General features: G+C 34.3%; 22 protein-coding genes and 1 tRNA gene. 13 read left to right on the plus strand and 10 right to left on the minus strand.

The window, feature by feature from the left end; all coding sequences use genetic code 11:
• Window positions 1-461: 461 nt before the first annotated feature.
• Window positions 462-1,514 carry an A/G-specific adenine glycosylase gene (mutY, locus tag Q8L85_06550; protein ID MDP1724345.1) on the plus strand — a complete coding sequence of 351 codons (1,053 nt, stop codon included), beginning with the start codon at window positions 462-464 and terminating at the stop codon, window positions 1,512-1,514.
• Window positions 1,515-1,525: 11 nt separating this feature from the next.
• Here the strand turns inward: mutY and Q8L85_06555 are convergent, their stop codons facing one another.
• From Q8L85_06555 to Q8L85_06570, 4 genes are all read right to left on the minus strand, one after another.
• A complete protein-coding gene (locus Q8L85_06555; protein MDP1724346.1) occupies window positions 1,526-2,938 on the minus strand; it encodes a HAMP domain-containing sensor histidine kinase in 1,413 nt (470 codons plus the stop codon).
• 274 nt (window positions 2,939-3,212) lie between these two features.
• Entirely contained in the window at window positions 3,213-4,367 is a 1,155-nt protein-coding gene (locus Q8L85_06560) for an FIST N-terminal domain-containing protein (protein ID MDP1724347.1), read from the minus strand.
• Between the two features lie 193 nt (window positions 4,368-4,560).
• A complete protein-coding gene (locus Q8L85_06565) occupies window positions 4,561-5,451 on the minus strand; it encodes a sterol desaturase family protein (GenBank protein MDP1724348.1) in 891 nt (296 codons plus the stop codon).
• Window positions 5,452-5,458: 7 nt separating this feature from the next.
• Window positions 5,459-6,520, minus strand: a complete 1,062-nt coding sequence (locus Q8L85_06570; protein ID MDP1724349.1) for a CorA family divalent cation transporter — start codon at window positions 6,518-6,520, stop codon at window positions 5,459-5,461.
• Window positions 6,521-6,696: 176 nt separating this feature from the next.
• Here Q8L85_06570 and Q8L85_06575 point away from each other — a divergent pair, with 176 nt between their 5' ends.
• Both Q8L85_06575 and Q8L85_06580 read left to right on the plus strand, forming a co-directional pair.
• Window positions 6,697-8,295 carry an ABC transporter substrate-binding protein gene (locus Q8L85_06575; protein MDP1724350.1) on the plus strand — a complete coding sequence of 533 codons (1,599 nt, stop codon included), beginning with the start codon at window positions 6,697-6,699 and terminating at the stop codon, window positions 8,293-8,295.
• A gap of 281 nt (window positions 8,296-8,576) precedes the next feature.
• The gene (locus Q8L85_06580; protein MDP1724351.1) at window positions 8,577-9,761 is read left to right on the plus strand and encodes a hypothetical protein; all 1,185 of its coding nucleotides are present in this window, start codon (window positions 8,577-8,579) and stop codon (window positions 9,759-9,761) included.
• 623 nt (window positions 9,762-10,384) lie between these two features.
• Here the strand turns inward: Q8L85_06580 and Q8L85_06585 are convergent.
• Window positions 10,385-12,181, minus strand: coding sequence for a M3 family oligoendopeptidase (locus Q8L85_06585; protein ID MDP1724352.1), 1,797 nt, complete (start codon window positions 12,179-12,181; stop codon window positions 10,385-10,387).
• Window positions 12,163-13,167 (minus strand): NAD-dependent epimerase/dehydratase family protein, encoded by a 1,005-nt coding sequence (locus Q8L85_06590; GenBank protein MDP1724353.1) that lies wholly within the window; start codon window positions 13,165-13,167, stop codon window positions 12,163-12,165. Before Q8L85_06590 ends, Q8L85_06585 begins: the two co-directional genes overlap by 19 nt.
• A 164-nt stretch (window positions 13,168-13,331) precedes the next feature.
• Here Q8L85_06590 and Q8L85_06595 point away from each other — a divergent pair, with 164 nt between their 5' ends.
• Window positions 13,332-13,856, plus strand: a complete 525-nt coding sequence (locus Q8L85_06595) for a GNAT family N-acetyltransferase (protein MDP1724354.1) — start codon at window positions 13,332-13,334, stop codon at window positions 13,854-13,856.
• A gap of 213 nt (window positions 13,857-14,069) precedes the next feature.
• Here Q8L85_06595 and Q8L85_06600 read toward each other — a convergent pair whose 3' ends face one another.
• Both Q8L85_06600 and Q8L85_06605 read right to left on the minus strand, forming a co-directional pair.
• The gene (locus tag Q8L85_06600; protein ID MDP1724355.1) at window positions 14,070-14,309 is read right to left on the minus strand and encodes a hypothetical protein; all 240 of its coding nucleotides are present in this window, start codon (window positions 14,307-14,309) and stop codon (window positions 14,070-14,072) included.
• A 161-nt stretch (window positions 14,310-14,470) separates the two neighbouring features.
• Window positions 14,471-14,546, minus strand: a tRNA-Thr gene (locus Q8L85_06605).
• A gap of 253 nt (window positions 14,547-14,799) precedes the next feature.
• Here Q8L85_06605 and speB point away from each other — a divergent pair.
• The 9 genes from speB (at window position 14,800) to phoU (ending at window position 23,741) form a co-directional block, all read left to right on the plus strand.
• Window positions 14,800-15,774 carry an agmatinase gene (gene speB / locus Q8L85_06610; GenBank protein ID MDP1724356.1) on the plus strand — a complete coding sequence of 325 codons (975 nt, stop codon included), beginning with the start codon at window positions 14,800-14,802 and terminating at the stop codon, window positions 15,772-15,774.
• 154 nt (window positions 15,775-15,928) lie between these two features.
• A complete protein-coding gene (gene dgcN, locus Q8L85_06615) occupies window positions 15,929-16,945 on the plus strand; it encodes an N-acetyltransferase DgcN (GenBank protein ID MDP1724357.1) in 1,017 nt (338 codons plus the stop codon).
• The gene (locus Q8L85_06620; GenBank protein MDP1724358.1) at window positions 16,945-17,919 is read left to right on the plus strand and encodes a dipeptide epimerase; all 975 of its coding nucleotides are present in this window, start codon (window positions 16,945-16,947) and stop codon (window positions 17,917-17,919) included. The genes dgcN and Q8L85_06620 overlap by 1 nt, the downstream gene beginning before the upstream one ends.
• Window positions 17,920-18,210: 291 nt before the next feature.
• Complete coding sequence (locus tag Q8L85_06625) at window positions 18,211-18,624, plus strand: RDD family protein (protein ID MDP1724359.1); 414 nt, start codon at window positions 18,211-18,213, stop codon at window positions 18,622-18,624.
• A 345-nt stretch (window positions 18,625-18,969) separates the two neighbouring features.
• On the plus strand, window positions 18,970-19,998 hold the full coding sequence (locus tag Q8L85_06630) for a substrate-binding domain-containing protein (GenBank protein MDP1724360.1): 1,029 nt from the start codon (window positions 18,970-18,972) through the stop codon (window positions 19,996-19,998).
• A complete protein-coding gene (pstC, locus tag Q8L85_06635; GenBank protein ID MDP1724361.1) occupies window positions 19,988-21,211 on the plus strand; it encodes a phosphate ABC transporter permease subunit PstC in 1,224 nt (407 codons plus the stop codon). The genes Q8L85_06630 and pstC overlap by 11 nt, the downstream gene beginning before the upstream one ends.
• Window positions 21,204-22,277: a phosphate ABC transporter permease PstA gene (pstA, locus tag Q8L85_06640; protein ID MDP1724362.1), complete on the plus strand. Its 1,074-nt coding sequence runs from the start codon at window positions 21,204-21,206 to the stop codon at window positions 22,275-22,277. Before pstC ends, pstA begins: the two co-directional genes overlap by 8 nt.
• Window positions 22,277-23,047, plus strand: a complete 771-nt coding sequence (gene pstB, locus Q8L85_06645) for a phosphate ABC transporter ATP-binding protein PstB (protein ID MDP1724363.1) — start codon at window positions 22,277-22,279, stop codon at window positions 23,045-23,047. Before pstA ends, pstB begins: the two co-directional genes overlap by 1 nt.
• A 4-nt stretch (window positions 23,048-23,051) precedes the next feature.
• Window positions 23,052-23,741 (plus strand): phosphate signaling complex protein PhoU, encoded by a 690-nt coding sequence (gene phoU / locus Q8L85_06650; GenBank protein MDP1724364.1) that lies wholly within the window; start codon window positions 23,052-23,054, stop codon window positions 23,739-23,741.
• Between the two features lie 257 nt (window positions 23,742-23,998).
• On the opposite strand, the gene Q8L85_06655 is transcribed toward phoU, so the two are convergent.
• Complete coding sequence (locus tag Q8L85_06655) at window positions 23,999-24,922, minus strand: hypothetical protein (protein MDP1724365.1); 924 nt, start codon at window positions 24,920-24,922, stop codon at window positions 23,999-24,001.
• Window positions 24,923-25,344: 422 nt separating this feature from the next.
• Window positions 25,345-26,247, minus strand: a complete 903-nt coding sequence (locus Q8L85_06660) for a hypothetical protein (protein MDP1724366.1) — start codon at window positions 26,245-26,247, stop codon at window positions 25,345-25,347.
• Window positions 26,248-26,423: the final 176 nt, after the last annotated feature.

The raw sequence follows: 26,423 nt of genomic DNA on the forward strand, positions 1-26,423 counted from the left end.
CCTTAAAAAGGGATTACATATTTTAAAAAAATCATTTAATAACATATTAAAATTGCTTTATCAAATGATAGTAACCGTTCATTCAGAGGCTTGCCCCTTTGAGTGAATTTCGTGTGGATCTCTCAGGATCAAGTCGCGGGACGTAGGAAAGGGGTGGGGTTTATACTTATGGGTAATGATATGGTCGTGGGGCGTAGGTGGGGGCTTGGGACGCTACTTTTAGATGGCTTGATTTAAATCAAAAATTGTCTTATTAAATGGCATGTAATATATACCCAAATAATCTGAAACTACCGTTTTTAGTCGATGATCTTTGGCTGCTTTTTGAACCAAAAATTCCTAAGGTAAAACAATTATCTGTCATAATTTTTGGCATCAAAAATCATCTCAAATTTTATGCCTAAAAATCGGCATTTCCAAATCATTTGGGTATATAAGTTTTTATGGATTATTTTTAAATCATGAGTAGTTTTTCAACAAAAATTCTTGATTGGTATCATCACGCTCAAAGAAAATTGCCATGGCGGGCAAAAGATCCTATCAAACCAAATCCCTATCATGTTTGGTTAAGCGAAATCATGTTGCAGCAAACAACAGTTGCAACAGTGATTGCTTATTTTTTAAATTTTACTGAAAAATGGCCTGATGTGAAATTTTTAGCGAATGCTTCAATTGATGAAGTTTTACACGCTTGGCAAGGACTTGGTTATTATTCACGCGCGCATAATTTACATAAAACAGCTCAAATAATTGCAACAGATTACAATGGCATTTTTCCAAAGACAGAAAAATTACTTCTTCAATTGCCCGGCATTGGTCCTTATACATCTGCAGCTATTATGGCTATTGCTTTTAATCAAAAATCACTTGTGATAGATGGTAATGTTGAACGTATTTTAGCGCGTGTTTTTAGGCTTCCTTTTCCTCCTAAAGAGGATATGAAACAATTGCGCATTGTACTTGAAACCCTATCGCCAAACGATAAATTTGGTGAATTTGCTCAATCAATGATGGATCTTGGCGCGACTATTTGTACACCCAAAAATCCAAAATGCGATATTTGTCCCGTGAACAATTTTTGTGAAAGTTACAAGAATCTGACGCAACATCTTTATCCTATTGAAAAATTAAAAGCTAAACGGCCTCAAAAATTTGGATTTGTATTTTGGGTTGAAAATGATAAAGGTGATATTTGGATTCGCAAACGTGAAAATCGATTACTTAAAGGATTGATGGAAATTCCTTCAACCTCGTGGGAAATAGAAAATTGGAAGAAAGAAGAGGCAATCGCAAATTCGCCTTGGCCAGAACATTCATGGACAAATGTTATAGGGCAAGTGAAGCATGTTTTTACGCATTTCGAATTGTATTTGAATATTATTAAAATTAAAAAATCTGGATTAGATTTAGAAGATGGCTTTTGGTGCGCACAAAAAGATCTTAAGGATCACGCTTTTCCAACATTAATGCACAAGGTCATTAAACATCAATTAGGCGCGTTAAACAACAAATAAGATTGTTGTGATCATTGTAAAGGTAAAATTAACGTGAAAATAGAACCTTGATTCTTTCCTTTGCTTTCGGCTATCAAATCACCACCAAGTTCTCTTGCAGCTAAGACGCTACTATGTAAGCCGAATCCATGCCCATTTTCTTTTGTTGTAAAACCAAAAGTAAAAATTTTAGAAATATTTTCGTCTGTAATACCTATTCCACTATCTTCAACAGAAATATTAATAAATTCTTCAGGCGAGTTTTTTTGGACAGAAATAGTTAGTTCTTTATTTTGATTTTCTCTATTTTCAATAATGGCTTCTTTTGCATTTTTAATGAGATTGATCATAATTTGAGTTGCTTTAGATTTATCTGTTAAGACAAAATCATTTTCAGTATAATTTTTGTTTAGTTGTATATATTCTTTTAAATTTTCGCCACCGCTAATTTGCAATGCGTCGTTTATCAGTTCATGCAAAAATGTTTTTTCTTTTAAGCTTACGACACGACTAATGTTTTGCTGTTTTGAAACAATTTCTTTCATATGGTCCAAATGTTTAGAAATATTTTGAATTTCTTGACCAAATATTTCATAATCCTTTGCTAAAGTTTCTCCTATGCTTACTAAATAGCGCGGAACAACTTTGCCTTTAGGATCATCTTTTATATAATCAACAATATTTGGTAAATTATCTTTAATCATTTGTATAACAGCAATAAGTTTTTGATAGTGATCATTTTTAAGCTTTTGTAATATTAAACCTAAAGAAACATTAGCACTGTTAAGTACATTACCAATATTATGTAAGACAGATGTTGCTACATCCGCCATACCTGCCAGTCGCGCTGTTGTAATCAATTTTTGATTTGATACATTTAATTCAGTTTCAAAATGTTTGCGTTTGCTTATATCCATCGCAATGCCAGAAAATATATTACTTGTATGTTCAGGATTTTTATCATACGTAACGCTTATAAAATACCAAAAATAATCATTGTTATTATAATTTTTAACTTTAATCTCACAATCAAAAGGAGTATAATCTACACATATTTTACTTACTTTTTCTTGAAATAAAGTTCTATGTTCCTCATGTATAGATGAAAGAAAATTCTCATAATTTATCGGTGTAATTGATGCATTTAATCCACATATTTCTGATAATGTATTTGACCATTGCACACGATCCTTTAATTTATCATATGACCAATAACCAAGTCGTGAAATGGATTGTGCATTCTCGAGCTTTTCATTTAAAGAAAGCAATTCCTGAGAAGATAATTCCATCGATCGCTCAAGAAGATATCTTTCTTGGTCACTATTCTCGTAAGCATTGCTAACAGATTGTATAAATTGTCGCCATTCTTCTTGATCTGTAGGTAAAGAATCCAGCGTCATGCCCGATCTTTTTAATTGACGCTGGATTAATTTGTTCAATTCCATAAAAATTTCCTAATTCATAATTGCTTATCTTGTGGGTAAATTTGTCATCAATTCAATTTTGTTTTTTTGAAAAGCCTTATACCCAAATAATCTGAAACTACCGTTTTTAGCCGATGACTTTTGGTCGCTTTTTGAACCAAAAATTTCTAAGGTAAAACAATTATCTGTCGAAATTTTCGGTATCAAAAATCACCTCTAATCTCATGCCTAAAAATCGGCATTTCCAAATCATTTGGGTATAGACAAATTTATCCACAAAAAAGCTTAAATTGCATCAATTCTCGTAAAACAATGTTAACGTTAATGTTTGATTATGCAAATCGCATTGACCGGTAGAATAAGGCGATAATTCACCATAGGAATAAAAACCAATCTGATGTGCTTTTGCAGGCAATGTTTCACGAACAGTTTCTACTTCTTCCTCAGTGCGTTCGCCAAGCAACAATCTTCTGCCTACGCAACTAATAGAAATACACGCAACGGGAAGTGCATCTTTGTTACTTTTAGTAATAATTTTCTTAATACTACTTTCACCTGCTTCGCCCGCACTTGCAATTAAACGATCGAAATTAGCGCGCATCAACTGTGCTAAATTCCCCAAAGGAACATCGCCCGCAAAGGTTAAAGATTGATCTTGTTCATTCGTTGCCAATATTGTCCGAACCAATTGCCTAGAATCGTCTTTGTTCGTACGAATAGCAAGTGGATACAAAAGACCAGTTGCTGGTAATCCTTTAGCTTTATCGCCGAGATATTCTTTGTAAAGCTCTAAAGCCGGTCTACCGTCAAGTTCATATAAAATATTATTTTTTGAGCGCGTAATATGGCGCTCTGGACCAAAAATATCCCACCCGCCACGAGACGCATGCGCAATTTCAATGGAATCCCCATATAGACCAACTGCGATAATAGTATTTAAATGTATTTCACCATTTAAAATAGTCCATGTTTGTTTGAAATTACTACCATCACCAGCGAGGCCGCCTGTAATAACAACTTTTTTATCGTCTATTGTATTTAGGCCTTTTACAAGTTCTGATCCATTGACGTTTAAGCCTTCAGACAATACAAAAATGCCCGCAAGACCTTTTCCTTTTAATTCATCAGCTAAATATTTTCCACATGCATATGAATCTTCTGGATTTTTAATTTCTCTTTTAATAGCTTTTAATTGTGTTTTGTCAAAATGAAGGATGGCGACTGTTAGGCTTTTATCATAAATAAAAGATTCAAATATTTCACCAGAACTTGAACATCCTACCATAATAGATTTCGGATAATGCTGACTTAATTCTTTGATAGGTGCCGCATTTCCTATAAATTCAGGTGCAGCAAATACGATGATGAGCGTATTTTCAGAATCCATTTTTGGAAAAGTATCAACTGACCAACCTTTATTTTCCACATATTGAATTGTTTGAATCTGCATAATTTGTCTCCTAGCCCTTGTAATTATTTATATTTTTTTCGGTATTTTATATCCCTTGATTTGGAAAAATATATAACAATCCAGTTATAAATTCATATATTTATAGGGATGTATTAAGTTGTCGCATCTGCTTTTAAAATTATGTCTCATCCTAAAACAAAATGCAACTCCACCAAATACTTGTAAAAAATGTTTATTTTTCACTGAAAACATTAATTTTTTTTTCTTTTTTAAATGGTTCTTGGAATTCTTGAACTATTTTATGACTCAATTCACGCATTGTTTTATAAGAGCGCTCTTTAACGCCAATGGTAATTTTTTGATTGAGACTTGGAAATTTATATGTTCCAAACACATAATCCCAAAACATAGTGCTGACACCAATATTTTTCATTGATTCTTCTATTTTTTGAGAATGATGAATTTCATGTTCCCAAATGGTTGGAAAAATATACCCTAAAATGCTACGTCCCGTTTTAAAATTTGCATGATTCATTGTTGAAACAATAAGGTTAACCATAAAAGGTAAAACCATCGCTTGTATTGGAATACCAAAAAGAATGGGTAAAATCCAAAGCGACGTTGTCGTCATTAAAAAATGAAATGGGTGATTCCAATAAGTGACAAACCAAGATAGTTTTTGCGGCATATGATGTAGGCGATGAATGCGCCACAAGACAGGAATTGTGTGCATAAAACGATGAGACCAATAGCTGCTAAACGAAATACAAAAATAAGCTAAAAAAGATTGAAATAGCCAATGGCTTTCGCGTGGCCATAAATTATAAAAAATACTACCTTCATTAAGGGTAGCTAAATATGGATAGGCAAATTCTAAGATAATAAATCCAAAAAAGGGTTTATAGATAAAACGATCAATGGCAACAAATCCAAGATTGAGTCCAAACTCGCTTTTTGAAAGACAATATTCTTTATTACGAGGGATAAAAAGCTCAAGCAAGGTAAGGACGATACCCATTGCAACAATAAGAATTGTAAAACAAACGCTAATTTCGATATTAAAGCTAAAAAGACATATTAAAAAAAGGCCTATAAAACTGAAAAAGACAAGATTATACAGCATGAAATCCCTATTTTTTTCGTTTTGTTGTAAGCTTTGGTAGCTTAGGTTCGTCCATGCCTATCCAACCTTTTCTTTTGAAGAGGAGTAACATATAAAATGTAATAGCAAGGCCTGAAAGAACAAAAATTGCATATCCCCAAGGCTCATTAAGTTTAATGGGATTCCAACTATCTGATTCAGTATAAAAATTCATGCCAAAAACACCTGTTAAATAAGCAAGGGGCGTAAAGATAGTCGCAACAATTGTTAAAATTTTCATAATTTCATTAAGCTTGTTACCTTGACTAGAAAAATAAAGATCAACAAGACCCGCTATAGATTCTTTATATCCTTCTATAATATCAAGATATTTACTGACTTCTTCCAAATTACTTTGAAATAAACTTAAATGTTTACTAGAAATATAATCAGGGGGCGTTTTTAAAAATACACGTAAAATTTCTGTAAAATGCCCCAATGTTTTTTTTGTTTCTATAAGATGCTTCTTAAGTTCATGAATTGTTAGAAAGGTTTTATTCGTTGGCAATAAAATAGCCTGATCTTCTAATTTATCAACAAGATCTTCATAAACTTCAATAGCAGGTGTGAAAGCATCAATAAGTGTATCCATTAAAATATATGAAAGATAAATTGTATTTTCACTTGCTAATTGATGATTACCTTCCTTAAGACTTTTTTTAACGCCAACAAATATAGGCTCTATTGAATCATGAATAGTTAAAACAAATTTATCATTAAAAATAAAATAAATTTTATCACTTTGTAAATTATGCTGAAGTTTTTTAATCTGTTGAAGCCGTGCAAGTTTTACAATAAAAAATATGTAATCACTTCTTAAATCGCATTTAGGACGTTCATTTATATCATGTATCGTATCAATAGTTGCTGCATCTATTTGAAGAAGCTTTAAAACTTCATGAATTTTTTCCTTTTCATGAAAACCTTCAATATGTATCCATTTTTTATAATCAGACTCTTTTAATTGTTTTTCTAAATCATTAATATTTTCAATGAGTTGCTCATTGTAGTAATTAATTCCATAGTGCATAATGGTAATATTTGTTGTCATTTAACTCTTCCAAACAATGAAATCTTACATCTAAATCCTAGCATCTTTTTTATTATTGTCCATTTTTACCATGCATTTAGATTGCTTTTTTAAATGAAAAATGTATTCTTCACACAATATAGAAAATATGGGACGGAAACCTCGGAAAGTTAGGAGGAAAAAAAAGGAGAAACTAAATGATTCGACAAAAATTAGCAGCAATCTCTCTGTCTGCGATTGTCATTCTATCACTATCAAGCCAAAATCTATTTTCGTCACCTTTAGCTGAAGATAAGACATTTCGTTGGGCAGCATCAGGCGATGCAAACAGCCTAGAGCCCTATGGTGCTTTTGAAGTGCCTACATTAAGTTTTCTTGACAACATATATGAAACATTAGTGCGTCGTAATAAAAAAATGACGCTTGAACCAGCTTTGGCTACCAAATGGGAACAAACTGCACCTGATATCTGGCGTTTTGAATTACGTCAAGCATTGTTCCATGATGGAACGCCTTTTAATGCAGATGACGTTATTTTCTCACTTAATCGTGCGAAAGCTCAAGGATCTGGTATTGCTAATAAATTAGTATCTATTAAAGAAGCACGTAAAATTGATGATCGTACAATTGAGTTTGTAACAGACGGCATTAACCCCATTTTACCTGCAGAAATAGCCCAATGGTACATTATGTCTGAAAAATGGTGTAAAGCGAACAATACTGAAAAACCAACTAATTTTACAAAAAGTGAAGACAATTTTGCAGGTCGTAATGCCAACGGCACAGGACCATTTAAGGTTGTATCGCGTGAACAAGATGTTGAAACTGTTCTTGAATATAACGACAAATGGTGGGATAAAGGCGATTGCAATTTTAAAAGAGCAATTTTTACACCCATTAAATCAGCACAAACGCGTGTTGCAGCTCTTTTAACAAATAAAGCGGACGTCATTTTTCCAGTACCACCACCAGATGTTGAGCGCATTAAAAAATCAAAAGATCATGTTGTTCTTCAAGGTCCTGAATATAGAACAATGATTATTGGTATGAATCAATGGGCTGATGAATTGCCAGAATCGGGTATTAAAGGTAAAAATCCGTTTAAAGACAAAAATGTAAGACTTGCTTTATATCACGCGATTGATATCGATGCGATGTATCAAAAAGTTATGCGCGGTGCGTCTGTTCCAACAGGACTTATTTTTGCGCCAGACACACAAGGCTTTAATGCAGATTTAAACAACAGACTTCCTTATGATTTAGAAAAAGCTAAAAAACTAATGGAAGAAGCAGGCTACAAAGATGGATTTAAAGTGATATTCGATGTACCTACAGATCGTTATGTGGCGGATGAAGAGATTGGTAAGGCAGTAACCGCAATGCTTGCTAAAATTAATATTAAAGTTGAATTAAACGCTCAACCTAAATCAAAATTCATTCCTAAAATATTGTCACGAGATACAAGTATGTATTTGTTTGGTTGGACGCCAATGAGTTTGGATGCTTATGATCCATTATCTACTTTGGTTCAAACGGTTGAGGGTAATATTAAGGGTCTTTATAATCTTGGTAAATATTCAAATCCAACACTTGATGCGCTCATTGATAAAATTCGTATTGAAATCGATCAAAATGTGCGTAATAAGATGATTTACGATGCTTGTAAAATTGTTAAAGATGATGTGGCTGTGATTCCTTTGCATCAGCAAAAGCTTGATTGGGGACATCATAAAAATATTGAATTAACACAAACGGGTGACGATTATTTCCGTTTAAGATGGGTAAGCATTAAATAGTTAATATGTAATATTACCCTAATTACACTAAAACCTTAAGAAAACAAACCGTCGCAGAAATATAAATTACCTTTCTTGTGACGGTTTGTTGTGAACTTACCACTAATCAAATGCTTTTAGATCTATTTATTTCCCCATCGGTTGTCACCATGAATTCGGTTCGGTAGAGTTATTTAGAGATTTCGGGGATTCATTTCAACTGTTTTTGGTTACCAAGAGATGGCATCATGCAGATCCCCGTTTGTAAAAATATGTTTCTCTATATGAAGTTGGAGATAAAAATGAAAAAAAGTGGTTTGCTAATACGGGCAGCTATACCTGTATTCGCCCTCTTGGGAGTTCTAGCGCCTAAGTCAGAAGTTCAAGCTTATGATGCAGGCAGGAGAGTATTTAAATGGGTTGATGTTCAAACAGACGTGAATGTTGGCTATAGAAACGATCAGTTGAAGTTTGAAAATAGAGCAACATCGATTTGGACAGATGTGTTCACTGACAATCTTTATGGAACGGGTCCGCATTCAGCTATTGGTGAATTTGAACAACCTTTTGTTTCGCAAGAGTTTATTAGATCAAGACAGGATCTTATTCAAGCGCGCACTAAAACAACGATTTCAGCTGTTGATGGTGCTTTAACAAATTCCTTTCTCGAAATGATGGCTGATATTGCATTTCCTGTAAGTGAGCATAAAGTTTATCATGGTCATGGTATCGAAGATGGCAATGGTAGCGAGTTTAACAATCGTAGACCAAGATTTAAATTTGATAATGATAACAATCATCATCATGGTAATGGCCACCATCATGGCGATCACCATAACGGAAAAAATGACATAAGTGGTAATGCTCGTGCATTTGATGCGCATGTTATTGTTGGGTATGATATTGCTAAACTTAAAAACCCGTGGAAAGACTTTGCTTTCAAGCCTTTTGCTGGTTATTATTGGATGCGTCAAAAAACATCTAAAAATAACATTCGTGGATTTCACAGGCCAGACGTTCGTCCCGGCGATGTACCTGGATCTGTGATAAGCTCTATTGGTAACAATGTACCAGAAAGCTACCTTTTACAAGGATTTCCATCACGTGCAACTGTTGAAACTTCAGCAAAATGGCATGGATGGTTTGGTGGATTTATCGCTGAATCAACTTGGGGCGATCACACATTATGGGTAAGACCTGAATATCGCGGTGTACATACATCACGCTTCTGGACACAAACACGTATCCATAATGTTACATCAAAAAATCATGTTAAATCAAAACGTGGTAAAAATGGATATGGTTATAATCTAGGTGGTGGTTATAAATATCGCATCGATCCAGATTGGACATTACATTTAGATGGTGCATGGACAACAATGATCTCTAAAAAACCACGCCATAAAGAACTTAGAAAAATTAATAGAACAAACAAAGCAACTTTGCGCTCATATAACTTTAACTTGGGTGTAGGCTTTAACTACTAAGATAATTTAACGAGAAATCGTTAAAATAATCTAAACTGAAAAGGGGCTCTTTTGGGTCCCTTTTTTTATAGTACAAGCGCAAAACCATGGGGCTTACCCCGTGGATGAAGAAGTCCCTCTATTTTTCAAGAGGATTTAAGATGTTTCTGCTTTTCAAATAGAGGGCAAGCTTGCTTGTAACAGACTGATACCACGGGGCTTGCCCCGTGGAGTTTCACTATTATAAAAAGATAACTTAGTTTAAAATTGAATTTAAAATTAAAACTGCCCATTTGATATTTTGGTGGTTTTGATTTAGGTCAAGTGAAGAAATGAAGTGTAGTCTTTAACAATCTACCGTACAATTTTTGACAAATTAACGCTTTTTGCATTAATAAGAGTAACAGTAAATAAAGACAAGCATTTTACTCTTGCAAGATTTATGCTGAAATTCTTTTTTAATAAATAAATTAGAACGAATTGATTGAAACAGATAGAAATAAAAACAAAGAGTCTCGATCGAGTCACCTTAGGTTCATACCATAAGTGACTCAATTCGAAAAGCTATGTTTTTTATAAGGTTAACATTAACTTTTTGGTATTAAGTGAAGTAAAATTGTATTTGCTCATACTACTTAGGGCGTTTAAGAAATTTCTTCCAATTGATCAATATAACGCTCGATCACAGACAAGCCTTTTTTCCAGAAGTTTTTATCACTTGCATCAAGGTCAAAAGGCGCTAAGGCTTCTTTATGATGATGAATACCACCAGAGGATAAAAGTTCCATATATTTTTCAACAAAACCATCTGGTTTGTTTAAATACGTGTCATAAAGCGAATTGACTAAGCAATCACCGAACGCATAAGCATACACATAAAATGGTGTATGGATGAAATGCGGAATATAGGACCAGAAAACATGATATTCTGGATCAAAATCAAATGAATCGCCAAGGCTTTCATGTTGTTTTTCCATCCATATTTTACCTAAATCTTCGACTGTTAATTCAGATGTTTTGCGTTTTTCATGCACTGTTTTTTCAAAGTCACAAAAGGCGATTTGACGTATAACGGTATTCAGCATGTCCTCAATTTTAGACGCTAAAAGAAGTTTTTTAGATTCTTTGTCTTTTGTATTATCTAAAAGTGATTGGAAAGTGAGCATTTCACCAAAAACAGATGCCGTTTCGGCAAGTGTTAATGTTGTTTGGGATAAAAGCGGTCCTTGATTGCTTGCTAATACCTGGTGAATACCATGCCCTAATTCATGGGCAAGGGTCATAATATCGCGTGTTTTACCTTGGAAATTCATAAGGATAAACGGATGGGCTTTAGGCACCATGGGATGTGAAAAAGCACCAGCATCTTTGCCGGATCTAACTTTGGCATCAATCCAATTTTTGTCAAAAAACTCTTTGGCGATATGTGCTAATTTTGGTGAAAAAGATTCATACGCCTTAAGAACGATGTCGCGTGCTTCATCCCAAGAATACGTATTATCCGCATTTTCTTGTAAAGGTGCGTTGCGATCCCAATACGATAATTTAGGTAAACCCAACCATTTAGCTTTTATTTTGAAATAACGGTGGGATAATTTAGGATAATAATCTTTAACCGATTCCATGAGTGTGGTTACAACTTGATCATCGACATAATTGCTTAAATTACGTGAGGACATAGGATGTGCGTAGCTACGTTTTTTATCCTCAATGTCTTTGTCTTTGCACAACGTATTGTAAATATGGGCAAGAAGTTTGCTGTTTTTAGACAATGTTTTTGCAACGGAATGAGCTGCTTCTTCGCGATGCTGACGATTATTATCGCTTAAATATGAAAAAATTTCAGCTGAGGTTAAATCTTTGCCTTGATAAGGGAAACGTAATCCTGCCATTGTTTCATTGAAAAGACGAATCCATGCATTATGGCTTGTAATTGATTTATCAAGCGCATATTGCTCAAGATCATCGCTTAATTGATGCGGTTTGAAAATGCGTATATCGCGTAAAAAAGGTGCATATTTCGATAAAGCAGGATCTTTTTTTTGCGTTGAAAGAGTTGCATCATCAATTTTATTTAGTTCAAGCGTGAAAAATAATAGATGACCTACAATTTCAGTATATTTTTCTTGAACAGATTGATAAAACTGACCAATTTTAGGATCATCCATGCCTATAGCATGATGTAATTGCGCAAAACAAATGATCAGGTCAAGGTCTTCATAAATTTTTTCATAAATTTCAACGGCTTTTCCAAGATCAGCACCTGGTAGGGAGCTCAATTTACCTTGATAAGATTGTTGGAATTTTTTGGCGCGATCTTGAATTTGATCAAGATCTTGATTTATCTGGGGATCATTAATGGATTTATAAAATTCACTTAAATCCCATTGAGGTAATAGGCCTAAATCTTCTTTTTCTTTTTTTAACTGACTTTGTTGCATTTTAATGTCACTCCCACTTTGTGATAATCCTTAAACCATTCAATGAATTTTGGTATGCCTTCATAAATAGTTGTTTTTGGTTTGAAGTCAAAAACTTCAATGCTTTCTTTGATGTCAGCAAAAGTTTCTTTAACATCGCCTGGCTGAATCGGATGAAGTTCGGTCATTGCTTTTTTGCCTAAAGCTTTTTCAATTTCATGAATAAAATCTGTTAATTGTTCAGATCGATGATTACCTAAATTGAATACGCGATGAGGAATAGGTAAATCAATAGGTGGTTTTTCATAACAGGCCAAAATGCCTGCTACGATATCATCGACATAGGTAAAGTCACGTTTCATATCACCATGATTGAATATCTTGATGGGTTTTCCATCTATTATATTTTGAGCGAAAATATAGGCCGCCATATCGGGGCGTCCCCAAGGTCCATAAACGGTGAAGAAGCGTAAACCTGTTAAAGGAAGTTTATAAAGATAGGCATATGAATGACTCAGAAGTTCGCCTGCTTTTTTGCTTGCGCCGTAAGGGGCCAAAGGGCTATCGGTTTGGTCGTCGATACTAAAGGGAAGTTTTGTATTGGCGCCATAAACAGAAGATGAGCTTGCGTAAACAAAATGTTTTAAATGCTTTAGTTTTTTAGCGCCTTCCATAAGCGCAACTTGCCCCGTAATATTGACGCGCACATAATCGTGCGGGTGAGTAAGTGAATGTCTAACGCCTGCTTGAGCACCTAGATGAATAATGCCAGTGATTTCTGGGTATTTTTCTATAAAATCAAATACTTTTTGTTGATCAGAAAAATCCATTTTTTCAAAAATAAAATTAGGATATTGCTTTAAAATGAGGAGTCTGGCTTCCTTCAGTTTTGGATCATAATAATGATTTAAATTATCTATACCGATAATTTTTTGGCCTTTTTGAAGTAATGCTAGGGTTGTATGTAAGCCTATAAAACCAGCACAGCCTGTAACGAGAATTGTCATAATCACCTTCACAATAGATTATTAGAATGTAAACGAAAAAAGCGTAAAGCCCAAGTGGTTTTTGATGCCATGTTTTAAGTATTTACAATTTTAGAGAAATCTTTAGATTATAATTTTTGCTCCTTATGTTTTTAAGTGCCTAAATAACGTTGGATATTTTTTGAATGTATATTCACTTTGACTCCCTTTCTGAAAAGCATTTTTCTCTTATTTTGGAATGGTTTAATTTTCCTCATGTTCAAAAGTTTTATTCTTTAAGATCATGGACTTATGAAGAAGTCGAACTAAAAATGCGTCCTTATATTACAGACGAAAAAAAGGTTTCTGCTTTTATTGCTTATATTGATGGTACACCTATGGCTTCTGTTCAAAAATGTAAAATTTTAGACCATCCTTGGCCTGATATGGAATTATCAGATGAAATTATATCGAAAGCTGCAGGGATTGATTTTTTTATTGGTCCATCAATATTTCTTCGAAAGGGTTTAGGATCAAAAATTATTCATCAATTTCTGAGTCAAGAAATTTGGCCTTTTTTTGATTATTGTATTGTTGATCCAGATGTAAGAAATGTCGCATCATGCAAGTTTTTTAATAAACTAGGCTTCAGAATGGATAAGATAATTCAAACGAAAGATGCTTTGGGTGAAGATGTTGAATTGAATTTGATGATATTAAAAAAAAGTTAATATATATACCCAAATAATCTGAAACTACCGTTTTTAGCCGATGACCTTTGGTCGCTTTTTGAAGCAAAAATTTCTAAGGTAAAACAATTATCTGTCGAAATTTTAGACATCAAAAATCACCTCAAATCTCATGCCTAAAAATCGGCATTTCCAAATCATTTGGGTATATAATAAAACGGGATTTGGTTCCCGTTTTATTATAGCAATAATTAGTTATTTCTTTTTAGTTGCGCTTGATGCATTTGATCCGCTTGTTGAACCGGATTTTGTGCCGCTTGTTTTAGCTGCTTGTGTTTGATTTTGAGCATTTTTAGCGTTTTGTGGATTTACGTTATTGCTCGCATTCTTGCTATTGTGTGCTTGATTTTGTCCAGCGCCCGAATTTTGATTTGGGCCTGATTGTGAACGTGCTGAAGAAGATGCTCTGTCAGCTGCTCTAACTAATTTGGTCATCGTTACCTCCAAAAAGATTATTTCTTACAATATAGTATAGATTTCAGGTTATTTAACGTCAATAGAGTTCGCAACATTGTAATATTGTTACTTGTTTAAATGATATCAATTGGTTGTAAGTAATTAGATAAAATTTTAAATATTAATCTTTATTGAGAAATTGGTGCCGAAGAAGGGATTCGAACCCCCGACCCACGCATTACGAATGCGTTGCTCTACCAGCTGAGCTACATCGGCAAAATTTGAAGACCCATCAGACTTTTTTCGAAACTCTACTACTGTAGACGATTGATGCGTCGCTTCGGTACTCAGATCCTCATGTATGAAGAATACACTGTGGTCTTCCGTGCCGAATCTTCTATCACTCGCCACACATTAGCGAGTTTCGACAAGAAGTCTATCAAATATACCGAAAAAAACTTGCCAATCAAGAGTGTTTGTTTAAAATGATTGATAAGATTTTCTTATATAACTTTTAGAGAGCGATTACGTGAAAACAAAAATTTACCCTCAACCGATCGATACTTCTATCACGCCACGTTTTGCATCATTTGCAACTTTTATGCGATTGCCAATTATTGAAGATTTGTCACAAGTTGATATTGCTCTTTTGGGTCTTCCTTGGGATGGTGGCACTACCAATCGTCCTGGTGCGCGTCATGGACCTCGTCAAATTCGTGAAATGTCAAGCTTTATCCGTAAAATGCACCATGTGAGTAAGATCCCACCATTTTTAATTGCACGTGTTGGTGATTGCGGTGATGTACCCGTTAATCCAATGGATTCCATGGATACGATGATTAAAATTGAAAATTATTATAAAGATCTAAGTCTTGCAAATGTAAAACCATTAACAGCAGGTGGTGATCATTTAATGACGTTACCGATTTTGCGGGGCATTGCAAAAAGTGGCATTCTTAAGAATGAACCTTTGGGTCTTATTCAATTTGATGCACATTCTGATACGCTTGATATTTTTTTTGGTTCAAAATACACCCATGGCACAGGTTTTAGGCGTGCGATTGAAGAAAATTTGTTGGATCCGAAACGTATGGTTCAAATTGGGATTAGGGGCGCTATATATGATGAAGATGATTATAAATTTGCCCGCGATGCAGGCGTTAGAATTATTACAATCGAAAAATTCTATGATTTAGGTATTGAAAAAGTCATCGCAATCACGCGCGAAATTATTGGAGATAAGCCTGCTTATTTAAGTTTTGATGTTGATGGGTTAGATCCTGTTTATGCACCAGGGACCGGAACACCTGAAATTGGTGGCATGACAAGTTTTGAAGCACAACGCGTTCTTCGTGGCTTTGAAGGGCTTCATTTTATTGGTGGTGATGTCGTTGAAGTGTCGCCCCCCTTTGATCCAACTGGCAATACAGCCTTGGTTGCGGCGACTTTGATGTTTGAAATATTATGCCTAATTGCAAAATCGCATGAAATGCGTAAAACTTAGGTATTAAGAGAAAACTTGGGGGATTCTATACCCATACTATTTCAAAATGTGGGTAGGAAGATGAGTGGTGAAGCACACGGAGTGTACCTTTTGTACATGAGTATGCTGAATCCCGAAATATGACGCCCTCCACAGTTGGAAAGAGTATGGGTATATGCAAATTCAAACACCTTATTTATTGTTTTTAGGCGATGTACAAGATTTGTTGTCCGCTAAAACAGCCTTTGGTATTGCCTATTGGCGGCCTGAAAAATGTATGGGGCAATTGCGCCTTCCTGGTTGCAAAGTTGATCTAAAAATACAAGATTTATCTTTGGAAGAAGCTTTTCAAAAAGGTGCAAGGACGTTGATCATTGGTGTTGCTAATCGTGGCGGCATTATTAGTCCTAACTGGATCCCCATACTTCAAAAAGCATTAGTTCTTGGTTATGATCTGGCATCAGGTCTGCATCAGCGCTTAAATGATATTGTTGAATTAAAAGAAACGGCGCAGCTTCATAAAAGATTTTTGTTTGATGTGCGTCATCCTAAGGAAGATTTTCAGGTTGCAACAGGTCTTAAAAGAACAGGTAAAAGATTGTTAACAGTTGGAACGGATTGTTCAGTTGGCAAAATGTTCACATCTTTGGCGCTCGCGCGTGATATGAAAGAAAAAGGTTTTAGTGTCGATTTTAGAGCCACTGGTCAAACAGGTATCTTTATCGCGAGTTCGGGCGTTTCTATTGATGCCGTTATTTCTGATTTTGTGGCAGGTGCTACTGAGACATTAAGCCCTAATAACCAAGAAAATCATTGGGATATTATCGAAGGGCAGGGCTCTTTATTCCACCCATCTTTTGCAGCTGTTACTTTAGGCCTCATTCATGGGTCTCAACCGGATGCGATTATTATGTGTCACGAACCTAATCGTCCACATATGCGCGGTCTTCCACATTTTATGTTGCCCAGTATTGAAGAATGTATCGATCTGAACTTAAAAGCGGCTCGTCTTACAAATCCAAATGTAGAATGCGTTGGTATTTCCTTTAATACATCTTTGATGCCTGTATCCGAGCGTATATCTTTTTTAGAAAATATGGAGAATAAATATAATTATCCATGTATAGATCCAACGATTGATACGCTACCAATTGTTAATCGATTAAAACAATCTTATAAAGTGGCGTGTTAATGATGATTTCGGCTTATGCAGAATCTTGGCCAATTCGAGGAAGATTTACAATTTCGCGTGGTTCTAAAACAAGCGCTGAGGTGATTGTTGTCGAATGCCATAAAAATGGACAAAAAATTGGCTGGGGTGAGGCTGTTCCCTATAATCATTATGGTGAATCAATAGCGCAAAGTTTAGAACAAATTGAAAGCGTTAAAGATAAAATTCAAAATGGATTAACGAGGGTAGAATTAATCAATCTTATGCCACAAGGTGCTGCGCGCAATGCTATTGATTGCGCTTTGTGGGATTTAGAATCCAAAGAAAAAAATGTGCCTGTATGGCGTCTTGCAGGACTTCCAGAACCAAAACCTATGATTACTGCTTATACAATAAGTTATAAATCGTCTATTGAGATGGGGCAAGACGCTGCAATGCATGCGCATCGACCTTTGCTTAAAATAAAACTTTCTAAAGAAGATGATTTAGAACGTATTGAAAATGTGCATAAAAATGCACCTAATAGTAAAATAATTGTCGATGCTAATGAAGCTTGGACGTTAGAAATTCTTGAAAGATTAGCTCCTAAACTAACAGATTTAAATGTTGTGTTGATTGAACAGCCTTTGCCAGCAGACCAAGACAATGATCTCATAGGTAAAACATTTCAAGTGCCGCTTTGTGCTGATGAATCATGTCGTAAAATTGAAGATCTGCCTGATTTAGCTAAAAAATATCAATATATTAATATTAAGCTCGATAAAACCGGTGGCTTAACACATGCTATTGATTTTGTTAAAGAGGCGCAGCGATTAAATTTAAAAATGATGATTGGCTGTATGGTTGCAACTTCATTATCAATGGCACCTGCTATGCTTTTGGGTGCTTATGCTGATTTTATAGATCTTGATGGACCGCTTTTACTTGAAAAAGATCGTGAGAATGCTATTTATTTTGATCATAGCTTGATGCATCCGTCAGCAATATGGGGGTGATACCTTATGTTTAGTATTTTTACTTGTTTTGAATTAGCGCATTATGTAGATTTGAAATTAAGTTTGCCTATTTTTATGATTAATGATAATAATAACGTATAACTAATTATTAATATTTAAGAGTATAATTTTTTATACTATGTAATCTAGAAATGTATGCATTTAGTGGATTACGATAACTTTGTTAGTGATGCGTTTGTGTGGATGTATAAAATTTAATAAGATATTAAATTTTTACAGATATAATGAAGTCGTAGACTTACGTTTAACAACAAAATAAAAGGATGTAAAATGAGTATTTTCTGGAAAAGAATATGGGCTTATCTTATTGATTTAGCGTTTTTTAGTATGTTTTTTTATTTATTTTTTGTTGTAATGAATAAAATACATTTTTTTGAATTATTTTCGTTTGTTCCAAAATACTTTGATGTTGATTTATTGGTTTTTTTATTATTTTTTATTTTATTAAGTGTGTATTTTGCGATTTTAGAAAGTTCGAAATGGCAAACTTCAATTGGTAAAAAAATCATGGGGCTTATTCTGACTGACGCTGAAGGCAATCGACTTAGTTTTTGGACGTGTTTCGCCCGCGCTTTTGTTTTCCAAATCATATTTTGGATAGAAATTTTAGCTTCAGGAGTTTACCAAAAAGAATTTTTTCACGATAAAATTTTTCATCACACTAAAGTAATCTACAAAAGATAAATTATTAAAATTTGTATTTTTATAAAAAACAAAATGATAAATTGAAATAATTTCTTATAAATATTAAAACTATATTCTTTAGAAACCCTAAATATTAAACAATCCTATTCATGAAAAAATTTTTTAAAATTTTCTCACGTGAATGTTCACAACAATCTAAAAAAATGAAGCTTAAAAAAACTATACCTAAATAATTTGGAAATGCTAGTTTTTAGGCATGAAATTTTTGGTTCAAAAAGCGACCAAAGGTCATCGGTTAAAAACGGTAGATTCAGATTATTTGGGTATAAGGTACTAGCGTAATTTTATTCTCTATACTAACATGTTGTAATGAGGGAAAAGTGCATGCTAACCAATAAACAAAAAAAAATAAGCATCTTTTTAATTTTTGCAATCTACGTATCCCCTTTGTTTGCAAGGGATTATATCCATATTGTAGGCTCTAATACCATTTATCCGTTCTCAGCAAGTATTGCAGAAGCTTATGCTCAAAAAACAGGCGTAAAAGCCCCAATTATTGAAAGTATGGGTACAGGCGGTGGTGCCAAATTATTTTGTGCTGGCATTGGTCCAAATAGTCCCGATATTTTAAATGCGTCTCGTGCTTTAACTGAATCCGAAATTAAAAAATGTCGTGAAAAAGGGGTTGATTTTGTTGAGCTCACAATAGGATATGACGCAATTGTTTTGGCGCAATCAATGCAAAGCACGCCAATCAATTTAAATTTTGAAGAAATATATAAGGCTTTAACGAAATCTACATTAAGCAAAGGAATGTTTGTTAAAAATTATTATAAATTATGGGATGAAATTAATAATTCGACATTAAAACGTAAAATTATTTTTTATGGACCGCAAGCAGGATCAGGCACACGCGATGCACTTATTCATATGATTATTGAAAAAGGGTGTAAGGAACTTCCAGCCTATCAAAATTTTAACGAGCGACAAAAAAAAGATTATTGTTATTCAATTCGTGAAGATGAGCATTATGTCGAAATTGGTGAAAATTACCAATTTGTCTTTCACAAAACCAATCAAAATCCAGATGCAATTGGCATTTTTGGGTATAGTTACTTTTTATCAAATAAAAATGTAATTAACGCCATTCCTATAAATGGGTATTTACCTGATATAAAAAACATTTTAGATCATACATATCCTTTAATACGTCCTTTATATCTTTATATCAAAAAAAATAATATTAAACATATTAAGTCATTCAAGTCATTTTTGAAATTCATTAAGAAAAGCAATGCCTTTGCTGCAGATGGATTTTTAATAAAAATTGGTTTTATTCCACTGAAAGATAACGAGTATAAAATTTTTAATGGAGAATTAAATAAGATTATTGGAGATAAAAATGGCTCTTAATCTTATTTTTTTGTTAAGTATTTTTGCTTTAGGATTTGTTGGATATTTTTATGCGACAGCTAAAAAAGAAATAAGTATTGCACATAAAAAAGATCGATTTTTTATTTCATCTTATCTTTTTTTACGCGTGTTAACGTTAAACCTATCGATTTTTATTATTTTTTTATTTTTTGAAAATATTATTAATCAACATATGGATTTAGAAAATAATATTTATTTTTATATTAAAATTATTTTTTTATCTTTTTCCTTTTTATTTATTGTGTTTATGTCACTCAAAAAAATAAGAACAACAACTCAATTTCTTATAAAGCGCGATCAATATCTTAAAATATGGATATCCATACCGCTTTGGATCACTATTTTTTTGTGTTTCGGTATTATTATTATTTTAATTGATGGAACAATTCAATTTTTCCAAAAGGCAAATATATTTGACTTTTTGTTTGAGTTGGATTGGAAGCCTTTTAGTGTGATTACACAATGGGGGCATGATTATGAAGGTGGATTTGGTGTTATTCCGCTGCTTTTTGGTAGTTTTTTTGTAGCTTTTATTGCCCTTTTTTACGCCATCCCTTTGAGTATTTTATCGGCTTTATTTTTAAGCGAATATGCATCGCCCAAATGGACAAATATTCTTAAACCAATCATCGAACTTTTAGCGGGTATTCCAACGATTGTGTATGGATTTTTTGCTGTATTAGTCGTTACTCCTTACGTTCAGTTTTTAGCACATCTTTGTGGTTTTACTGCTTCATCGGAAAATGTACTTTCAGCATCACTCGTTATGGGTATTATGCTGATTCCTTACGTGCTTTCAACTTCATTGGAAGCTTTTCAAGCAGTACCTAAAACGATGCGAGATGCATCATATGCGATGGGTGCCACAAAATGGGAAACGATCTATCATATCATTTTGCCTGAAACGTGGGGGACTGTTTTAGCTTCTATTCTTTTGGCATTATCGCGTGCTTTAGGTGAAACGATGATTGTGGTGATGGCTTTAGGTGTTTCAGCACAATTAAGTCTAAATCCATTGGAATCAACGACTACAATAACTGTTCAAATTTTATCTATTTTGACAGGGGATCAAGAATTTGATAGCCCTAAAACATTGGTGACTTTTGCATTAGCCTTAACGTTGTTTATAATTACCTTTATATTAAACACAATTGCTTACAAAAAAATAAAAGGTAAAAAAAGAAATGGATAATATAAAAAAAAGAAATTTCAAAAATACTTTTTTTAAAATTTTTAGTTTTTTGTTTCTTGTTAAGATCACGTTTTTAGTTTTAATACTTGTTGGGTCTATTTTTTTAAGTGGGTATAGTGCATTTTTTAAAACCACTTTAAATCTTGATGAAAAAAGTCTAAATTTATTTAGTCAAGAAGAAAAAGATCTTTTGTTTATTCAAGATGAGGCAGGCGATTTATTTCCAACAGATGAGCTCGATTTGATCCATAGAGGAACATTTAAAAAAATTAAAAAAGACGAGGATCAAAAGCTTCAAGATCTTTATCAAAAATTAAAGGAACTTAAAGCGATTAAAACCAGTTTTAATCTTGATTTTTTAATACATTCCGACTCAATGAATCCATATAAAGCAGGATTAGGGGCTGCTATTATTGGTACCTTATATATTTTATGTATTGTTATTGTGATAACAGTTCCTTTTGGTATTGCCGCAGGTATCTATTGTCAGGAATTTTTATCGACAAGACTTAAAAAATGGATAGAGCCTTTGATTTTAAATATGGCGGCCATTCCTTCTATTATTTATGGTTTGGTTGGGCTTGTTGTTTTTATACAATTTTTTCATCTTCCACGCTCTAGTGGTTTAGTAGGCGGCCTTGTTTTAAGTTTTCTAGTGCTCCCACAAATGATTGTTATCACGCAAGAAGCTTTAAAATCAGTGCCACAAACTTTGAAAGATGCGACTTTGGCCATGGGGGCAACAAAAATTCAAACGATTTGGCAACATGTTTTGCCTTGGGCTATGCGTCCTATTTTAACGAGTGTTGTTCTAAGTTTTGCCCGTGTTATTGGTGAAACAGCGCCACTTTTAATGATTGGTATGGTGGCTTTTATCGCAAGTCCTGCTTCATCGCCCTTAGAACCAACGTCAACTTTACCAGTTCAAATATTTTTATGGTCTAGAAATCCTGATCCAGCTTTCGTTGAAAAGACATCGGGGGCTATACTTATTTTAATGCTGCTTTTAATATTGGTGAACGCCATTGTAGCCTTTTTAAGGCATAAGATGAAAAGAGTTCAATAATGCCGGTCAAAGAAGATCCTTTTATCATTTGTGCAAAAGATGTTTCTGTTTTTATAGGTAAATCGCAATTAATCCAAAATGTGCATTTAAATTTTCTTAAGAATAAGGTAACGGCTCTTATTGGTGCATCTGGTAGTGGCAAATCAACTTTTTTAAGATGTATCAATCGGTTAAATGATGATGTTGATGGTTTTAAACTTGAAGGCGAAATTTTATTTCATGAAAAAAATATTTATGACAATCAAACAGATTTGGTGAGTCTACGCACTAAAATTGGGATGGTGTTTCAAAAACCAACAGCTTTTCCCAAATCAATTTATGAAAATGTTGCTTATGGTTTAAGATTGCACAATCTAACGAAGTCGGGAAAAGAATGCGACGAAATCGTTGAAAATGCACTTATGCGTGCGTCTTTATGGGAAGAAGTTAAGGATCGTCTTGACGACGAAGCATATCGTTTGTCAGGTGGTCAATTACAGCGTTTAGCCATTGCACGAAGCATTGCCATAGAACCAGAGGTTATATTAATGGATGAACCTTGTTCAGCGCTTGACCCAATTGCAACGGCACGTATCGAAGAATTGATTGATGACCTTAAGCAAAAATTTACGATTATTTTGGTGACGCATTCAATGCAGCAAGCAGCCCGCGTTTCAGAGCGAACAGCTTTTTTTAATAAAGGGATATTAATAGAAGAAGGGCCATCAAACGAATTTTTTACAAACCCACAAAATGAATTAACGCAACGTTATATTACAGGAAGAGGTTAATGAAATGAGTCCCGAACATAAACATATTGTGAAATCATTTGACCAGGATTTACAAAGATTACAAGAGCTTTTTATGGAACTTAATGCGCTTGTGATTCTTCAATTGGAAAAAGCGTCTACGGCTGTCATTGAACATGATAAACATATGGCAAAAGAAATATACGAAGATGACGATAAAGTAGATGCAATAGAATTTGAGATAACACAGTTTTCGCTTAGGCTTTTAGCGCAGCGTCAACCGTTAGGGGAAGATCTTAGACGTATTGTATCTGCTTTTAAAATTGCTACAAATTTAGAACGTATTGGTGATTATGCTGAAAATATGGCCAAACGTATTTTAAAAAGTGAAAATCATCGTAAGCTTCATGAAAGCAATCCATTTAGACAATCTTTTTTAACGCTTACCAAGGTTGTAATGAATCGCTTGGAAGAGGTTATGAAGGCTTATGTTGAAAATGATGCCGAAACAGCCCAAAAATTGTGGAAAAAAGACGAAGAAATAAATGAATTTTATTGGCAATCATTTCAAGAAATTCTTAATTTTATGATAGCACATCCACAAGATATTCCTTTTTATACTGATTTGTTATTTATTTTGAAAAATCTTGAACGTGCTGGCGATCGTATTTCCAACATTGCTGAATCAATCGTGTTTATAAAGTTGGGATCATTGAAGGTAAAAAAAGAGAAGTAATATATTGCTCAATCTACCGGACAAAAAATGAAATTGTTTCGGTTTCACCTCTCCCCTTGTGGGAGAGGTAGGCGCGCAGCGACGGGTGAGGAGTATCTAAAGCGTTCACAAAGAGCAACACCATCATGCCATAATCTAAGCATTGCCAAACAAATACCCCTCACCCGCTCCCTTTGGTCGCGACCTCTCCCACAAGGGGAGAGGTAAAAAAACACCGGTTTTGCCCGGGTTTTTCAAAAGTAATGTGGGAATAAGATTTAGTAACGAAGTTTTATACCCATGGTTAAAGGGAATGATAATGTGCTTTTAGCTGAACGTGTGACTTTGCTATAGGCTTTTAAAACACCTGGGCTTATACGAACTTGATTGAAATGTTTGTTGTATTTTATGCCAGTTGATCCAATTGCTTCTGCCATTGCAACAATCGAAAATACATCAGATAAACGATAATCAAAGCCTAATTGCAATCCACCGCTAAAACCTGTTGAGTTTTTGAAAAATGGCACATGAGTAGGTGTTGGATTTCGGTTACGAGAAGTTAAATTTCTGACTGAAAATTTTCCATGTGTGCGATGTAAGAACCCTAATTTAGCACCAACAAAAGGTGTTACAAAGGAATCAATATCAACGTAAAAACGACCACCTACATAACCTGCATAAGAATTATAATTTTTTGATTTTGATCTAAGTGTATTGTTTCTACCCGCGAAAGTAAAAGGCGTATATCGACGATCATCTGCAGCTGCATAACTATAATCGAAGTTCAAAAAAAGCTCTAAATTATTCATAATACCGTAAGCGATTTCAGCACCTGCTGTAAAAGGAAGATCATAAAGATCGCCCCAATCAAATTTTCTGGAATCTCTATAAACGGATGTGTTGTTGAGGATTGAATAATTGCCACTAGGAATTGTAACTGGTCCCCTTGTAATATTAGCAATGGTGCCAGTTAGTTTAATATCATTGCTAAACATGGTAGGGGCAATACCTGCACGTGCAGCGACACTCCATTGACCTTCGTGAATAGCATAATTTGTATGGCTCGATGTGTTGTCTGCATTAGAATAAACTGTTTTTTGTTGATGGGGACCCATATCCTCCATGCCACCAGCAAAAATAGATGATGAAGCTGTCAAAAAAGCAATAGAAGCAATGGTAGTTACAATGGATTTTTTTAACATGTTAACTTTCCTTATTAAAAATAGAGGGACATTCTTATATTTTGATAAATATACTCAAATAATTTGAAAATGCCGATTTTTAGGCATGAGATTTGAGATGATTTTTGATGCCAAAAATTATGATAGCTAATTGTTTTACCTTAAGAATTTTTGGTTCAAAAAGCATCCAAAGATCATCGACTAAAAACGGTAGTTTCAGATTATTTGGGTAATACCCCTTTCGATTAACGTAGTCTGAAGGGTAAGGATGTTTTTTGTCTATAAATGTGTATAGGTTTAAATAAGAATTTTATGGAGATGTAATAAGACTATCACAGTTGAATGTGATGCGAATGGTTTGAAAGGGAAAGAAGAAAAATGGATATGAAAAACCCCTCAGAGGAGGGGTTTAACATTTATAGTCATAGTGTAAAAGTTCTTAATTACAGACGGACTTTTATGCCTGCAGTAATGGGGAAAGAAAATGTTCCACCGGATGAGCGTGTTGCTCTAGAATATAGACGGTCACCACGTGTATCAGTGAATACATGTGCATCTCTTCTATGTGTATTGGAACGTGTTGTGCCAATAGCTTCAGCCATTACAAACAAAGAAACGGGATCATTGACGCAATAATCAAGCCCTGCTTGTACACCAGCACTAAAGCCTGTTGAGTCTTTATTGTGATGTGCTCTATAACTAGCATCTAAGAGTGTACTACTAGTTTGAGTTATAACTACTCTCACTCTATCTTTGCCATGTTGACGATTAAGAACACCCAATTTACCACCAATGAATGGTGAGAATCTACAATTTAGATCAAAGAAATAACGTCCGCCAAGGTAGAATCCATAAGAATTGAAATCATCTTGCTTGTAGCGTGTTGAAACATAAATTGTTCCTGCTGGATCACTTATACTGCGTCTCGTATGACGATTTTTAGATCCTGACGAAGTCGCAAAATCAAAATTGAAGAATACTTCAACATTGTCCATTGGTACATATCCAAGATCAACGCCTGCTGTAAAAGGTGTATTATGATGATGTACATCATGTGTGTGCGTGTGAATAACACCACCTGTTACGCTATTTACAAACGTCACTTTAGCACGCCCTTTTCTATTCGAAGCTGATGGTGCAATACCAGCGCGTGCTGTGAGTGTCCATTGACCTTCTTTTAAAGTTGGCCCTTCACAAGAACGAGCAACTACTGGTTCTATAGGTGCTGGATGATATACTGGTGCTTGACGTGGCCCCATGTCGCCTGTGCCACCTGCAAAAGCAGGCGTTAATGCTGTTGAAAAGGCAACAGCTGAAATTATTGTCAAAAAAGATTTTCTTAACATGCTTACTTTCCTTCATAAAGATAAGGGGATTTCGTCTCCCAAAACTAGATTTAATTAGTTGTTTTTTTTAGGCAGACAGGTTCTACAGGGTACATTAAAATTGGTTTGATAGGCATACCCTTTTCAATAAAAGTAGTCTGCATTGGAAGAGTATTTTCCGTCTACATGTTACTGTA

The organism is Alphaproteobacteria bacterium (genome assembly GCA_030680745.1).
Lineage (GTDB): Bacteria > Pseudomonadota > Alphaproteobacteria > JAUXUR01 > JAUXUR01 > JAUXUR01.

Excerpts from the sequence above, each read along its gene's own strand:
- mutY (MDP1724345.1), top strand. The coding sequence starts at position 462 with ATGAGTAGTTTTTCAACAAAAATTCTTGATTGGTATCATCACGCTCAA.
- Q8L85_06555 (MDP1724346.1), bottom strand. The coding sequence starts at position 2,938 with ATGGAATTGAACAAATTAATCCAGCGTCAATTAAAAAGATCGGGCATG.
- Q8L85_06560 (MDP1724347.1), bottom strand. The coding sequence starts at position 4,367 with ATGCAGATTCAAACAATTCAATATGTGGAAAATAAAGGTTGGTCAGTT.
- Q8L85_06565 (MDP1724348.1), bottom strand. The coding sequence starts at position 5,451 with ATGCTGTATAATCTTGTCTTTTTCAGTTTTATAGGCCTTTTTTTAATA.
- Q8L85_06570 (MDP1724349.1), bottom strand. The coding sequence starts at position 6,520 with ATGACAACAAATATTACCATTATGCACTATGGAATTAATTACTACAAT.
- Q8L85_06575 (MDP1724350.1), top strand. The coding sequence starts at position 6,697 with ATGATTCGACAAAAATTAGCAGCAATCTCTCTGTCTGCGATTGTCATT.
- Q8L85_06580 (MDP1724351.1), top strand. The coding sequence starts at position 8,577 with ATGAAAAAAAGTGGTTTGCTAATACGGGCAGCTATACCTGTATTCGCC.
- Q8L85_06585 (MDP1724352.1), bottom strand. The coding sequence starts at position 12,181 with ATGCAACAAAGTCAGTTAAAAAAAGAAAAAGAAGATTTAGGCCTATTA.
- Q8L85_06590 (MDP1724353.1), bottom strand. The coding sequence starts at position 13,167 with ATGACAATTCTCGTTACAGGCTGTGCTGGTTTTATAGGCTTACATACA.
- Q8L85_06595 (MDP1724354.1), top strand. The coding sequence starts at position 13,332 with ATGTATATTCACTTTGACTCCCTTTCTGAAAAGCATTTTTCTCTTATT.
- Q8L85_06600 (MDP1724355.1), bottom strand. The coding sequence starts at position 14,309 with ATGACCAAATTAGTTAGAGCAGCTGACAGAGCATCTTCTTCAGCACGT.
- dgcN (MDP1724357.1), top strand. The coding sequence starts at position 15,929 with ATGCAAATTCAAACACCTTATTTATTGTTTTTAGGCGATGTACAAGAT.
- Q8L85_06620 (MDP1724358.1), top strand. The coding sequence starts at position 16,945 with ATGATGATTTCGGCTTATGCAGAATCTTGGCCAATTCGAGGAAGATTT.
- Q8L85_06625 (MDP1724359.1), top strand. The coding sequence starts at position 18,211 with ATGAGTATTTTCTGGAAAAGAATATGGGCTTATCTTATTGATTTAGCG.
- Q8L85_06630 (MDP1724360.1), top strand. The coding sequence starts at position 18,970 with ATGCTAACCAATAAACAAAAAAAAATAAGCATCTTTTTAATTTTTGCA.
- pstC (MDP1724361.1), top strand. The coding sequence starts at position 19,988 with ATGGCTCTTAATCTTATTTTTTTGTTAAGTATTTTTGCTTTAGGATTT.
- pstA (MDP1724362.1), top strand. The coding sequence starts at position 21,204 with ATGGATAATATAAAAAAAAGAAATTTCAAAAATACTTTTTTTAAAATT.
- pstB (MDP1724363.1), top strand. The coding sequence starts at position 22,277 with ATGCCGGTCAAAGAAGATCCTTTTATCATTTGTGCAAAAGATGTTTCT.
- phoU (MDP1724364.1), top strand. The coding sequence starts at position 23,052 with ATGAGTCCCGAACATAAACATATTGTGAAATCATTTGACCAGGATTTA.
- Q8L85_06655 (MDP1724365.1), bottom strand. The coding sequence starts at position 24,922 with ATGTTAAAAAAATCCATTGTAACTACCATTGCTTCTATTGCTTTTTTG.
- Q8L85_06660 (MDP1724366.1), bottom strand. The coding sequence starts at position 26,247 with ATGTTAAGAAAATCTTTTTTGACAATAATTTCAGCTGTTGCCTTTTCA.